The sequence below is a fragment of the Kitasatospora cinereorecta genome (assembly GCF_024172095.1).
GTDB classification, from domain to species: domain Bacteria; phylum Actinomycetota; class Actinomycetes; order Streptomycetales; family Streptomycetaceae; genus Kitasatospora; species Kitasatospora cinereorecta.
Genome location: NZ_JAMZDX010000001.1, coordinates 178,475 through 190,852 on the forward strand (window position 1 = coordinate 178,475; position 12,378 = coordinate 190,852).

The 12,378-nt window shown below is 74.6% G+C and carries 13 protein-coding genes; 6 read left to right on the top strand and 7 right to left on the bottom strand.

The features are described from left to right. The first annotated feature begins 295 nt into the window (after positions 1–295). Positions 296–451 carry a hypothetical protein gene (locus FHR36_RS00915; RefSeq protein WP_253792836.1) on the top strand — a complete coding sequence of 52 codons (156 nt, stop codon included), beginning with the start codon at positions 296–298 and terminating at the stop codon, positions 449–451. A gap of 41 nt (positions 452–492) precedes the next feature. On the opposite strand, the gene FHR36_RS00920 is transcribed toward FHR36_RS00915, so the two are convergent. After that, positions 493–2,127: a DNA repair helicase XPB gene (locus tag FHR36_RS00920; protein WP_253792838.1), complete on the bottom strand. Its 1,635-nt coding sequence runs from the start codon at positions 2,125–2,127 to the stop codon at positions 493–495. A gap of 97 nt (positions 2,128–2,224) precedes the next feature. Between FHR36_RS00920 and FHR36_RS00925 the strand changes: the two genes are divergently transcribed. Continuing rightward, the gene (locus tag FHR36_RS00925; RefSeq protein WP_253792840.1) at positions 2,225–2,494 is read left to right on the top strand and encodes a hypothetical protein; all 270 of its coding nucleotides are present in this window, start codon (positions 2,225–2,227) and stop codon (positions 2,492–2,494) included. Positions 2,495–2,515: 21 nt separating this feature from the next. On the opposite strand, the gene FHR36_RS00930 is transcribed toward FHR36_RS00925, so the two are convergent. Beyond that, positions 2,516–5,035: a helicase-associated domain-containing protein gene (locus FHR36_RS00930; RefSeq protein ID WP_253792842.1), complete on the bottom strand. Its 2,520-nt coding sequence runs from the start codon at positions 5,033–5,035 to the stop codon at positions 2,516–2,518. 264 nt (positions 5,036–5,299) lie between these two features. Between FHR36_RS00930 and FHR36_RS00935 the strand changes: the two genes are divergently transcribed. Then, positions 5,300–6,112: a hypothetical protein gene (locus FHR36_RS00935; RefSeq protein ID WP_253792844.1), complete on the top strand. Its 813-nt coding sequence runs from the start codon at positions 5,300–5,302 to the stop codon at positions 6,110–6,112. Positions 6,113–6,165: 53 nt separating this feature from the next. On the opposite strand, the gene FHR36_RS00940 is transcribed toward FHR36_RS00935, so the two are convergent. Beyond that, complete coding sequence (locus FHR36_RS00940) at positions 6,166–7,188, bottom strand: ABC transporter substrate-binding protein (RefSeq protein ID WP_253792845.1); 1,023 nt, start codon at positions 7,186–7,188, stop codon at positions 6,166–6,168. A gap of 172 nt (positions 7,189–7,360) precedes the next feature. Between FHR36_RS00940 and FHR36_RS00945 the strand changes: the two genes are divergently transcribed. Then, positions 7,361–7,966, top strand: coding sequence for an HAD family hydrolase (locus FHR36_RS00945; protein WP_253792847.1), 606 nt, complete (start codon positions 7,361–7,363; stop codon positions 7,964–7,966). Between the two features lie 33 nt (positions 7,967–7,999). On the opposite strand, the gene FHR36_RS00950 is transcribed toward FHR36_RS00945, so the two are convergent. Then, positions 8,000–8,233, bottom strand: a complete 234-nt coding sequence (locus FHR36_RS00950; RefSeq protein ID WP_253792849.1) for a hypothetical protein — start codon at positions 8,231–8,233, stop codon at positions 8,000–8,002. A 207-nt stretch (positions 8,234–8,440) separates the two neighbouring features. On the opposite strand from FHR36_RS00950, the gene FHR36_RS00955 reads away from it, so the two are divergent. Both FHR36_RS00955 and FHR36_RS00960 read left to right on the top strand, forming a co-directional pair. After that, positions 8,441–9,580 (top strand): alpha/beta hydrolase, encoded by a 1,140-nt coding sequence (locus FHR36_RS00955; RefSeq protein WP_253792851.1) that lies wholly within the window; start codon positions 8,441–8,443, stop codon positions 9,578–9,580. A 246-nt stretch (positions 9,581–9,826) separates the two neighbouring features. Then, positions 9,827–10,210, top strand: a complete 384-nt coding sequence (locus tag FHR36_RS00960) for a cold-shock protein (RefSeq protein ID WP_253792853.1) — start codon at positions 9,827–9,829, stop codon at positions 10,208–10,210. Between the two features lie 46 nt (positions 10,211–10,256). Here FHR36_RS00960 and FHR36_RS00965 read toward each other — a convergent pair whose 3' ends face one another. The 3 genes from FHR36_RS00965 to FHR36_RS00975 are packed head-to-tail and all read right to left on the bottom strand — an operon-like array spanning position 10,257 to position 12,371. Next, entirely contained in the window at positions 10,257–11,105 is an 849-nt protein-coding gene (locus FHR36_RS00965; protein ID WP_253792855.1) for a 1,4-dihydroxy-6-naphtoate synthase, read from the bottom strand. Next, the gene (locus FHR36_RS00970; RefSeq protein WP_253792857.1) at positions 11,098–11,841 is read right to left on the bottom strand and encodes a futalosine hydrolase; all 744 of its coding nucleotides are present in this window, start codon (positions 11,839–11,841) and stop codon (positions 11,098–11,100) included. Before FHR36_RS00970 ends, FHR36_RS00965 begins: the two co-directional genes overlap by 8 nt. Positions 11,842–11,852: 11 nt before the next feature. Then, entirely contained in the window at positions 11,853–12,371 is a 519-nt protein-coding gene (locus tag FHR36_RS00975) for a hypothetical protein (RefSeq protein WP_253792859.1), read from the bottom strand. Positions 12,372–12,378: the final 7 nt, after the last annotated feature.

Genomic DNA, 12,378 nt, shown 5'->3' on the forward strand with positions numbered 1-12,378 from the left:
GGCATCGGGGGCAGCGGACTCGTCATAGCTCACGGTGAGGGACACCGACCGGTTGCCGAGCGGCCGGCACCTCCCACGGCTGCCGACGAATGGCACCACGGTTCGGGAGGGGGCAGACGGAAGATCCTAGACCCGGTTCGGTCCGGGTGCTAATCGTTTTCGCCCCTGACCGGACCCCCGGGACCGCGGGGGGTACGGCCTAGGGGGCCGGTACGCCGGAAGGACGACCTGCGGCCCGCAGATCGTGGCCTTCCGGCTGATGCCACCCATACGGCTGAAAACCTACGGTGGAAACATGGACACCGAACGAACCACCAAGGCCAGAGGCAGCAAGCCGACCGGCGACCGCCGCCGCCACCCGGTGCGCAAAGCCGTCCGCAACGTCGGGATCGTGCTCGACACCGCCGCGCGCGTGGTGTTCCTCGGGCGCGACGGCGTCTTCAAGGCCTAGCCTCCGCATCCGCAGGCGCGGATCGGCGGATCATCGGCGGATCAGATGTCGTCCGCGTCGATGATGCGGTACGCGTAGCCCTGCTCGGCCAGGAAGCGCTGCCGGTGTGCGGCGAAGTCCTGGTCCACCGTGTCGCGGGCGACCACCGAGTAGAAGTGGGCGGCGTGCCCGTCCGCCTTGGGCCGCAGGACGCGGCCGAGCCGCTGCGCCTCCTCCTGGCGGGAGCCGAAGGTCCCGGAGACCTGGATGGCGACCGTCGCCTCCGGCAGGTCGATGGAGAAGTTGGCCACCTTGGAGACCACCAGCACGCCGATCTCCTTCGACCGGAACGCCTCGAAGAGCTTCTCGCGCTGGGCGTTGGTGGTCTCGCCCTTGATGACCGGCGCGTCGAGCACCTCCCCGAGCTCGTCCAGCTGGTCGATGTACTGCCCGATGACCAGCGTCTGGTCCCCCTGGTGCTTCTTGACCAGGGCCTCCACCACCCGCCGCTTGGTGGCGGTGGTCGAACAGAAGCGGTACTTCTCCTCCGGCTCCGCGGTCGCGTAGAGCAGCCGCTCGCTGTCGCTGAGCGTGACCCGGACCTCGCAGCAGTCGGCGGGCGCGATGTAGCCCTGCGCCTCGATCTCCTTCCACGGCGCGTCGAAGCGCTTGGGGCCGATCAGCGAGAACACGTCGCCCTCGCGGCCGTCCTCGCGGACCAGGGTCGCGGTCAGGCCGAGCCGGCGGCGGGCCTGGAGGTCGGCGGTGAACTTGAACACCGGCGCGGGCAGCAGGTGCACCTCGTCGTAGACCACCAGGCCCCAGTTGCGGGCGTCGAACAGCTCCAGGTGCGGGTAGACGCCCTTCCGCTTGGTGGTCATCACCTGGTACGTGGCGATGGTGACCGGGCGGATCTCCTTGCGGGTGCCGCTGTACTCGCCGATCTCGTCCTCGGTCAGCGAGGTGCGCTTGACCAGCTCGTGCTTCCACTGCCGGGCCGAGACGGTGTTGGTGACCAGGATCAGCGTGGTCGACTTGGCCTCCGCCATCGCCGCCGCGCCGACCAGCGTCTTGCCGGCGCCGCAGGGCAGCACCACGACGCCGGAGCCGCCGTGCCAGAACCCCTCGACGGCCTGCTGCTGGTACGGGCGCAGGTGCCAGCCGTCCTGCTCCAGCTCGATCGGGTGGGACTCGCCGTCCACGTACCCGGCGTGGTCCTCGGCGGGCCAGCCGAGCTTCAGCAGGACCTGCTTGATCTGGCCGCGCTCGGACGGGTGGACGACCACCGTGTCCGGGTCGACCCGGGCGCCGACCAGCGGGACGATCTTCTTGGAGCGCAGCACCTCCTCCAGCACCGGCCGGTCGGTGGTGGCCAGCACCAGGCCGTGCACCGGGTGCTTCTGCAGCTGGAGGCGGCCGTAGCGGGCCATGGTGTCGGCGACGTCGACCAGCAGCGCGTGCGGCACGGGGTAGCGGGAGTACTTCACCACGGCGTCGACCACCTGCTCGGCGTCGTGCCCGGCGGCCCGGGCGTTCCACAGGCCGAGCGGGGTGACCCGGTAGGTGTGGATGTGCTCGGGCGCGCGTTCCAGCTCGGCGAACGGGGCGATCGCGCGCCGGCACTCGGCGGCCTTGGGGTGGTCGATCTCCAGGAGCAGCGTCTTGTCCGATTGGACGATGAGCGGTCCGTCGTTCACGCGGGAAGCCCTCCGTAGGTCAGGTCGCAGACTTTCCAGTGTCCCGCACTCGGGTGCAATGCGGTGACCGGACCGGTGGGCGCTCGTTGGGCAGGCCATGAACAAGCGGAACCGCATCCTCGCCGGCCTCGCGCTCTCCGGCGCCGCCGTCGCCACCGCCCTGGGCGCCGCCCCCGCCCAGGCCGCCACCCCGGCCCTCGACCAGGTCGCCGACATCGGCCAGCCGGGCGGGCTGTTCGGCACCGCGGCCTTCCTGGTCACCGGCACCCTGACCGGCGTCGAGCCCAAGGTGCCCAGCCCCCAGTCGATCGTCGACGACGCCAAGAAGCAGAAGGCCGAGCAGGACGCCCACGCCGCCGGCCACTGAGGCCCCGCAGCCCCGCGGGGGTCAGGCCGAGTCCTCGACCTCCGCGACCCCGGTGATCCGGTGCAGGGCGAAGGTCCGCACCTCGTCCGAGAGGTGGTCGTACGCGGTGACGAAGCCGCCCTCCACCTTCACCGGGTCCACCACCCGCTGGGAGGCCAGGCCCTCGGCGTTGACGTAGCCGATCCACATCCGCTCGCCCAGCAGCACCGCGGTTTGCAGTGCCGCCAGGGTGTCGGCCGCCGCGGTGCGCGGGAGCCGGCCGTCCGCGGTCGGGCCGGGGCGGCCCGGACCGGCCGCCGGCACGGTCTCCCGGCGGACCGCGGTCGCCGCCCGGTCGCCCTGGCGGATCGCCCGCACCGCCGCGCCGAGCAGCGCGGCGTCCGGGCGGGACGGTCCGTCCGGCACCGGCACCGGGGCGCCGCGCGGCGGCGTCCGGTGGCTGTCCGGCCGGGTGATCACCACGTCGCCCTCCGCCGACTCCGCGGCCGGGGCGTACCCCATGGCGCGCAGCACCGACAGCAGCGTCTCGGGACCGGCCTGCGCGGCCAGCACGGTCGGCGCCAGCATCCGCAGCCGCAGTTCGGCAGTTCGCCGGTCGGCCAGCACCTCGCCCAGCAGCGAGGTGTCGTCGCAGCGCAGGTACGAGGAGGCGGCGCCGACCCGCAGCACGCCGTGCCGCCGCGCCACGTCGTCGATCAGGTACGCCAGCGGCTGGGGGACGGGCGTCCGCGAGTGCTGGGCGAGGAAGGCCTGCAGGTCGGCGGCGGTCCGGCCGGCGTCCAGGGCGCGGCGGACCGACTCGGCGCCGAAGCGGTAGACGGTCGCGCCGCCCTTGGACTCCACGTCCGCGCAGAGCGCCAGCGCCTGGGCGAGCGGGGTGAGCAGCGGACCGGGTGCGATCGCGGTCAGGTCGGGCTGCAGGATGACGTGGTCCAGCGGCCGGGGCAGCAGCGGCTCCAGCGCGGGGACGGGGTCCTCGCCGGCCAGCAGCGCCCGGGCCGGGCCGGAGAGTGCGCCGCGGCCGGTGATGCCGAGCAACTCGGTCTCGTGCAGGGTCCATTCGGTGAGGTGTTCGCGCAGGTCGCGGCCGTCGGGCCCGGTCGCGCCGCCGCGCAGCGGACGCTGCCAGCGCAGCACCGGCAGCAGGCCCTCGGCGGGGGCGAGCGCACCGGGCGACAGCTCGGCGAGCAGGCCCAGCACGGCCCGCCTGACGTGCGGTGCCAGGGTCCGGTCCAGCTCCGGGCCGAGCGCGGCCCGCGGCTTGCCCTTGGCGTCCGCGCTGCCGGTCAGCCCGGCGACCCGGGTGGCGGCCAGCCAGCTCTCGGCCAGCAGCACCCAGCGTGCGGCGGTCGGCTCCTGCAGCCAGGCGTCGTACGCGGGGGTGGGCGCCCAGCGCTCGTCCACCTCGCCGTCCGGCGCCAGCAGGCCCGCGCCGTACGCCAGTTCCACCCAGAACGCGGCCGTCGGCTCGGAGCACTCCAGGGTGAGCGCGGCCCGCTTGAGGTCGCGCACCCCGAGTCCGCCGGCCCGCAGGGTGGGCGGCGCCTGCAGCCCCCAGGACTCCAGCAGTTCCTCCACCGTGCGCACCGCGGTGTACGCCTGTCCGGCGGCCGCGCTGTCCACCGCCTCCGGATCGCGGTGGGCGGACGGTTCCAGGACCGGCCGGACCGGCTCCACCGTGCGGTGGGTCCGACCCCCGCGCAGGTGCAGCGCCAGCTCGCGGGGGAGCACCACCGAGGTCGGGCTGGACGGCAGCAGCAGACCGCGCGCCAGCAGCCATTCGACCGGGCTCTGCGCCTGCTCGGCGGTGACCTGCCGGGCGGCGTCCGGGACGGTGCCGGTCGGCGGGCCCCACACCAGGCGCTCCAGCAGTCCCAGCGCCGCCGGCGGTGCCTCGGCCAGCAGCGCGGCGCAGCGCTTGCGGTCGGTGAGCAGCGCGGTCAGCGCCGCCACGGCGGTCACCGGGTCCGGGGTCGGCGGCAGCCCGGCGCCGGCCAGCAGCTGCTGGAGCCGGGCCGGGGACATGCCGACGGTCGCGTCCGCGAGGGTCGGACCGAGGCCGGTACGGCCCGGGTTGGCGGCGCTGGGCGCCAGCGCCTCGCGGACCGCGATCACCAGCCGCAGCGCGCTGTCCGGGCCCCACAGCAGCGCCTGGTCGCGCAGCCGCCCGATCGCCTGCGGCAGCGCGTCCACCACGGCGGCCCGGTCGACCGGGTCGGCCTCCGGGTGCGGCTTCACCCGGGCCGGGCCGGCCAGCAGGGTGCGCAGCGTCGCCTCGGAGGTGCCGTCGGGCGCCGCTGCCAGCGCCTCGGCGACCTGGAGGGTGAAGCGGTCCAGCCGCTCCAGCGCCCGCAGCGCGGACGCCCGGCTGGAGAGCCGGGCGGACAGCTGGGTCAGATCGCTCGGCACCGGGTTGAGCAGATCGGGTCGCGCCCGCAGCAGGCACGCCAGCGCCTCGTCGCTGCGGGCGCGGAGCTCCTCGGCCAGCGTGCGGGGCGTGGCGGCCCTGGTGGGGCGCTGGGCGCCCTGCGGTGCGGTCATCCGATCCAGGGTAGTCGGCGGGGAGCACGGGACGGCAAGCGTTGGCGGGTGTGGGGGTTGTGCGGGGTCCGCACCACGGGGGTCACGGCCGGCGGAAGGCCGGCCGGCGGGGTGGCAGGGGCGGTGGCAGGGGCGGCAGGGACGGGCGGGGCTCGTGCGGGTGCGGCGCGGCGCGCCGGGGGTGCGGGGCTCGCGCGGCGGTGGCACGGGTCGGTACCGTCGACGGGCGGGCGGACCGGCGAGACGATGCGGGGTGGCGGGGCGATGGCGGGCGGCACTTGGTGGCGTGACGCGGGGTCGGGATCCGAGGGGGAGGGCGAGAGCGTCTACGTCCCCCGGCAGGCGCCGGCCGCACCCCCGCCGGCACCGGAACGTGCACCGGAGCGGGCATCGGAGCGGCCCGCCCCGCCGTCGTTCGACAAGCCACTCGCGCCCGGCGGGTCCGGGCCCGCCGAGGGACCGGCCGCACCGTTCCGGCGCTCCGCCGACGACCTGCGGCAGGCGATCGAGAGCGCCACCACCAGCGGGCGCCGGACCGACGTCACCGGCGCCTACCCCGGCTGGGACCTGGTCTACTTCGACTTCCGCACCAACGAACCGGAGCCGCCCGCCGAGCCGGCCGCCCCCGCGACCACCGGGGCTGCCGGGGACGCCGAGCCGCCCGCCGCCGAGGCGGCGCCCGGACCGGGCGGGCCTGCGGCAGTGGCCTCCGGCCTGCTGGCGGGACGCCGTCCGGCGCCGCTGCTGCTGGTCGGCGCGCTCGCCCTGCTGGCCGGGGCGGCCACCGGCTCGCTCCTGGCGATGCTCGGCGGCTGGGGCGCCGTCTACCTCTCCCGCGGCCTGAGCGACCTCACCAAGAAGTTCGCCGCGCTCGGCATCCCGCTGGCCACCATGACCGCCTCCGCCGTGTGGATGTGGGGACGCAGCCAGGGCCGCTGGGGCACCGCGCTGGCCGCCGGCGGCAGCGCGGGCCAGGCCACCTGGACGGCGGCGCCCGGCGTGCTGCGCATTGCCGCAGTGCTGTCCGCCGGCTTCGTGCTGGCCCTCACCCTCCGGCGGCGCGCGCAGCCGCAGTGACCGCGGGCCGGTGAACGCGAAAGGGGTGGTCCCGGGCGGCGGCGAGGAGCGCCTCACGCACCGAGCGCGCGCTGGAGTTCGGCGATGAGGAAGTTGGCGCCGGTGTAGCCGATGCCCTGGAACCAGAGCTGGTCGTCGACCGGGAACGCGCGGTGGGCCCGGACGGCGGCGAGGGACTGCCAGACGGGGCCGGCGAGCGCGGCGGTGGTACCGGCCCGGTCGGGGTCGCCGTAGGTGGCGTAGAAGAGGTAGTCGCCGTCGGCCCTGGCGAGTTGGTCGGCGGGCACCTCCACCGTGAACTGATCGACGTTCTGCGGGTCGGGCCTGGGGAGCCCGAGGTCGGCGAGGACGGTCCCGACGAAGTTCTGCCGGGCGTACAGGCGGACGGTGGGCGAGCCCTCGACGAAGCGCACGATGCTGATCCGTCGCCCCCCGCTCCCGGCGGCGGCGATCGCCCGGGTGGCCTGGTCGGCGTGCCGCTCGTACGCGGCGACCACCGCGTCGGCCTGCTCCTGGCGGTCGAGGGCGGCGGCGTGCAGTCGGAAGCCGTCCTTCCAGGGGTAGCCGGTGGTCCGGGTGAGGACGGTGGGCGCGAGCGGCCGCAGGGCGTCCGGGTGGGCGCCGTCGCGGGTCTGGTTGGAGAGGATCAGCTGCGGGGCCAGGGCGGCGATCCGCACGGTGTCGGGCGTGGCGGCGATGTCGCCGACCACGGTGATCCCGGCGAGCCGGGAGGCGGGCCAGTATCCGGGCAGGCCGCCGTCGGCGGGCGCCTTGGCGGCGCCGACCGGGGTGATGCCGAGGGTCATGGCGGAGTCGAGTTCGGCAGTGTCGAGCGCGACCACCCGGGTGGGTCCGCGGACCACCGCGACGGGCCCGGTGGCGGCCGTGACGGTGGCACTGGGCGTCGGAGTGGGCGAGGACGGCGCCGACGAGCCGGTGGCGGAAGAGCCGTCGGTTGCCGAAGTGCCGTGCATGGGGGCCTTGGCGGCGCCGCCGTCGCAGCCGGCCAGCAGGGCGGAGCCGAGTGCCCCGAGCCCGGCGGCGAGCGCGGCCCGCCGGGTGGGCTGCTGCGGCACGGGTACCTCCGGGCGGGCGGGAACACTCCGCATTATGTCCGAGATGTCCGCCGCCGGACGCGAGGCGCCCGGGGCCGGTCGGCGCACGCCCCGGGGGTCCGCCGTCAAACCCCGCCAGGCCCCCCTCCGGGCGGACGACGGGGGCATCACGACGGACCCTAAGCTGGGTGGCATGGCTCTCACCGTCGGCTTCGACCTCGACATGACTCTGCTCGACACCCGTCCCGGCATCAAGGCCACCTACGACGTGCTGTCCGCCGAGACCGGGACGTACATCGACAGCGACCTCGTGGTGAGCCGGCTCGGGCCGCCGCTGGCCGAGGAGATCGCCCGCTGGTTCCCGGCGGAGCGGGTGGAAGCGGCGGTGGCCCGCTACCGGCAGTTGTACGTGGAGTACGCGCTGCCCGGCACGCTGACCCTGCCGGGGGCGCGGGAGTCGATCGAGGCGATCCGGCAGCGCGGCGGACGGGTGCTGGTGATCACCGGCAAGTACGAGCCCAACGCCCGCCTCCAGCTGGACCACGTCGGCCTGGTGGCGGACGAGGTGGTCGGCGACCTGTGGGCGGAGACCAAGGGGACGGCGCTGCGCGAGCACGGCGCGAGCGTGTACGTCGGCGACCATCTGGGGGACATTCGTGGCGCGAAGGCGGCCGACGCGGTGGCGGTCGGCGTGGCCACCGGCCCGTACTCGGCGGCCGAACTCGACGCGGCCGGCGCCGACGTGGTGCTGCCCGACCTGACCGGCTTCCCGGCCTGGCTGGCGGACCACCTGCGCTGAGCCCCGCTGAGCCCCCGGACGGCCCCGGACGGTCTACTCGGCCGCCCGCCGCCGCTGCGCCCGCGCGGAGACCAGCAGGCCGGTCAGCGAGACCAGGAAGCCCGCCGGCATCAGCATGCACAGCCAGTAGGCGAAGGTCGGGAAGCGGTTGAAGTCGAAGAACAGCGGCACGAAGGTGACGATCGTCGCGACCGCGCCGAAGCCGAAGACCAGGCCTCCCACCCGGACCAGGACGTCGCCGGGGTCGGCGTTGGTCTGACGGCTCACTGCTCGCTCCTTCGTCATTCGGCCGAACCAGTCGGCCGAACCGATTCGCCCGAACTGCCGGCCGAACCAGTGTCGCAGAGCGCCGCACCCCCGCCGATCGGCGGGGGTGACGCGGCGTAGATCCGCCTGGACGCTCAGGGTTCCCAGGATTTTCTCAGGCATTCTGATGATGTCGCGGACGATACGGGGAGCAAGGGCGTACTGCGCATGGGTCTGACCAGTCACAAGGTGCTGGCGTTGTCGGCACTGGTGTCGGCGCTGATGGTCGGGGGCACGGTCTGGCTCTGGCCGAGGCTCGCCCGCAACACCTGGGCGGCGGTGCTGGGTCGGGTCGGCACCATCGTGGGCACCCAGCTGACCGTGATGTGCACGCTGGGCCTGCTGGCCAACAACTACTTCGCCTTCTACAGCAGCTGGGACGACCTGCTCGGCACCGGTGAGACCGGCCCGGTGACGATCCAGAACCAGTTCGCCCAGGGCCACCGCCCCACCGAGGTGCAGCGGATAGCGGCGGAGAACGTGCACGGCGCCAAGGAGGTCGGCCGCGACCCGGCGCTGATCGGCAAGCTGGAGCGGATCCGCATCCCGGGCGCCTCCACCGGCCTGTCCACCGAGGGCTACGTCTACCTGCCGCCGCAGTACTTCCAGCCGCAGTACGCGCAGAAGCGTTTCCCCGCCCTGATCGCCATCACGGGCTTCCCGGGCGACGCCAAGAACCTGGTCACCAAGCTGAACTACCCGGCCGCCGAGCTGCAGCTGATCCGGGACGGCAAGACCCCGCCCGCGGTGCTGGTGCTGATGCGTCCGTCCCCGGCGATGCCGCGCGACACCGAGTGCGAGGACATCCCGGGCGGCCCGCAGGCCGACCGCTACTTCACCGCCGACGTGCCGACCGCGATCCGCGGTTCGTACCGGGTCGCCGACGGCCCGCGCAGCCTGGGCGTGATCGGTAACTCCACCGGGGGTTACTGCGCGCTCAAGTTGACGATGCGCCACCCGGACGTGTTCGCGGCCGGGGTCTCGCTCTCCGGCTACTACCGCGCGGCCGAGGACCCGACCACCGGAGACCTGTTCGCCGGCAGCCAGCAGCGCCGCTCGGAGGCCGACCTGGTCTGGCGGCTGGACAACCTGCCGAAGCCGCAGACCGCCCTGCTGGTCGGCGGCAGCCGCGAGGGCGACGGCGACTACTACGGCGAGACCCAGCGCTTTCTGGCCGCGGCCAAGGGCTCGCCGACCCGCATCTCCTCGATCACCCTCGAGACCGGCGGGCACAACTTCAACACCTGGTCCCGCATGCTCCCGGCCTCGCTCGGCTGGCTCGGCGAGCACCTCGACGCCCCTGCCTGACCGGCCTGCGGTCACAGCGCGCAGTTCTCCGTGGACGGGGAGTTTCGTTCCGCGTACCGTCCGGGTATGCAGCCTTCGCGCGGGGGTCGACCGGATCACCCGCAATCCCCGCGACGCAAGGCTGCGCGCTGAGGGATCATTGGTCCACGCAGTGTGGCCGGCCCTCCGCGAGGAGTGGTCGGCTCATCGTCCGTCCGGCGGCCCAACGGCGGGTCGCCCACCCAAAGACATCGAGGACTGTTCGAGATGCCCACCGGCCAGGTCAAGTGGTTCAACGAGACGAAGGGGTACGGCTTCCTGTCGCGTGACGACGGGGGCGAGGTCTTCGTCCACACCAAGGCGCTGCCCGCCGGCGTCACCACACTCAGGCCGGGCCAGCGCGTGGAGTTCGGCATCGCCGCCGGGCACCGCGGCGACCAGGCGATGAGCGTGACGCTGCTGGACGCGCTGCCCTCGGTCGCGGCCAACCACCGCAAGAGCGCCGACGACATGGCGCCGATCGTCCAGGACCTGATCACCATGCTGGACGGCGCTCTTCCCGGTCTGCAGCGCGGCCGCTACCCGGCCAAGGCGACCGGCCAGAAGATCGCGGTCCTGCTCCGCGCGGTGGCCGACCAGTTCGACGTCTGACCGGGGCATCCGACACGGCCGACATCCGGTACGGAGCGGTCGGCGCTCAGCGGGCGAGCGCGCCCGGGTCGACCGGGGGGACCAGACCCTCCTCGGCGGCCCGGGTGAGCAGCCCGCGCACCGCGGCGTACCCCTCCTCGCCGAGGTCCTCGGTGAATTCGTTGACGTACAGGCCGATGTGCTGGTCGGCGACGGCCGGATCCATCTCCTGGGCGTGCGCCAGCACGTACTCCCGGGAGGCCGCCGGGTCGGCCCAGGCCGCCCGCACCGAGCCGCGGATCGTGTCGGCCAGCTCGCGCAGCCTGGCCGCGCCCAGCGAGCGCTTCGCCACGATCGCGCCGAGCGGGATCGGCAGGCCGGTCTGCGCCTCCCAGGCCTCGCCCATGTCGGCGAGCCGGTGCAGCCCGTACCGCTGGTAGGTGAAGCGGGCCTCGTGGATCACCAGTCCGGCATCCACCTTCCCGTCCCGGACGGCCGGCATGATCTCGTGGAACGGCAGCACCACGATCTCGCCGAAGCCGCCCGGCACCGCCTCGGCCGCCCACAGCCGGAACAGCAGGTACGCGGTCGAGCGCTCGCTCGGCACCGCCACCGTGCGGCCGGCCAGCTCGGCGGGGTCCACCTCCCCGGCGGTGAGCACCAGCGGCCCGCAGCCGCGCCCGAGCGCCCCGCCGCAGGGCAGCAGCGCGTACTCGTCCAGCACCCAGGGCAGCTGCCCGTACGAGATCTTCAGGACGTCCAGCTCGCCGCGTTCGGCCAGGCCGTTGGTGACGTCGATGTCGGCGAACAGCACCTCGGGCGCCCCGGCGCCGGGCACCAGGCCGTGCGCCCAGGCGTGGAACACGAAGGTGTCGTTGGGGCAGGGCGAGTAGGCGACCCGCAGCGGCTCACTCATCGCAGACCTCCTGGAGCAGGTGCTCGTACGGCAGCGTCCGGAAGGCCCGCTCCAGTGCCCCCAGCGCCTCACCGATCCGCCAGGCCGCGCGGTCGCGCGGGCCGACGGGGTTGGACACCGCCCGGATCTCACCGGCCGGCACCCCGAACCGGGCGGCCGCCTCGGCCACGCCGAAGCCCTCCATCGCCTCCGCCACGGCCCCCGGATGGCGGGCCGTCAACGCGGCCGCCCGCTCGGCGGAGCCGGTCACCGTGGAGACGGTCAGCACCGGGCCGGTGACGGCGTCCAGGGCCCGGGCGGCAGCCTCGACCAGGGCCGGCGGCGGGGTGCGGCGGACGGTCCCGAAGCCCAGCTCGGTGACGTCGGCGAAGCCCTCGGGGGTCTCGGCGCCCAGGTCGGCGCAGACGATCGCGTCGGCCACCACCAGGGAGCCGACCGGGGCCGCCGGGGCGAAGCCGCCCGCGATGCCGGCGGAGACCACCAGCGCGTAGCGGTGCGCGGCCAGCGCCGCGGCGGCGGCAGCCGCGGCCGCGGCCGGGCCGACCCCGCCCGCCAGCACGTCCACGGGCAGTCCCGGCACCGGCTCGGCGCGCCGCAGCTCGCCGCCGGGCACCGGGAGGGGCCGGGCGCCGTCCGGCAGCCCGCGCAGCACCGCCTCGGCCTCCGCGGGTACCGCGACCACGACGAGCAGCCCGGCCGGGCGGCCGGGCTGCAGGTACGGCGACCGGGAGGTCATCCGGGCGACGGTCAGTTCTTCTGGTTCAGCTCGAAGTACCAGATCGCGTAGACCTCGTTGGACTGCTGGTTGGCCTCGACCACCGTCACGGTGGTGGTGCCGCTGCCGTTCAGCAGGGTGGAGGCGGCGATCGAGCCGGAGTAGGTCGAGCCCTTGATGTCCTGCGCGATGACGGCCTCGCCCTGGGCGCCGCCGTCGGTGAACGCGAACCAGCCGTTGTCGGACGCCGAGGTCGGCACGCCGACGCCGATCCGGTCGCTGGAGACCACGTCGGAGCGCGGGGTCTTCTTGTCCTCGCTGGCCTGCTTGGCCTCCTGGCGGCACTTGGTCAGCAGGGCCTGGTCGAGGGCCTTGCCGTCGTTGTAGCAGGCCGGCGCGGCGGTGATCGAGGAACGGCCGACCGTCAGGGTGGCCAGATGCTGGTCCGGGGCGCCCTGGCTGTTGGCGTACGCGATGGAACCGCCGACGGTGCCGGCTCCGATCAGGACGACGGCGCCGATGCCGAGGATCGCGCGGGTGCTGAGGCTCATGGGCAAG

What these genes read in the sequence shown, in the direction of transcription:
- FHR36_RS00915 (WP_253792836.1), top strand. Translation starts at nt 296, where the DNA reads ATGGACACCGAACGAACCACCAAGGCCAGAGGCAGCAAGCCGACCGGC.
- FHR36_RS00930 (WP_253792842.1), bottom strand. Translation starts at nt 5,035, where the DNA reads ATGACCGCACCGCAGGGCGCCCAGCGCCCCACCAGGGCCGCCACGCCC.
- FHR36_RS00970 (WP_253792857.1), bottom strand. Translation starts at nt 11,841, where the DNA reads ATGACCTCCCGGTCGCCGTACCTGCAGCCCGGCCGCCCGGCCGGGCTG.
- FHR36_RS00965 (WP_253792855.1), bottom strand. Translation starts at nt 11,105, where the DNA reads ATGAGTGAGCCGCTGCGGGTCGCCTACTCGCCCTGCCCCAACGACACC.
- FHR36_RS00945 (WP_253792847.1), top strand. Translation starts at nt 7,361, where the DNA reads ATGGCTCTCACCGTCGGCTTCGACCTCGACATGACTCTGCTCGACACC.
- FHR36_RS00955 (WP_253792851.1), top strand. Translation starts at nt 8,441, where the DNA reads ATGGGTCTGACCAGTCACAAGGTGCTGGCGTTGTCGGCACTGGTGTCG.
- FHR36_RS00935 (WP_253792844.1), top strand. Translation starts at nt 5,300, where the DNA reads ATGGCGGGCGGCACTTGGTGGCGTGACGCGGGGTCGGGATCCGAGGGG.
- FHR36_RS00975 (WP_253792859.1), bottom strand. Translation starts at nt 12,371, where the DNA reads ATGAGCCTCAGCACCCGCGCGATCCTCGGCATCGGCGCCGTCGTCCTG.
- FHR36_RS00925 (WP_253792840.1), top strand. Translation starts at nt 2,225, where the DNA reads ATGAACAAGCGGAACCGCATCCTCGCCGGCCTCGCGCTCTCCGGCGCC.
- FHR36_RS00960 (WP_253792853.1), top strand. Translation starts at nt 9,827, where the DNA reads ATGCCCACCGGCCAGGTCAAGTGGTTCAACGAGACGAAGGGGTACGGC.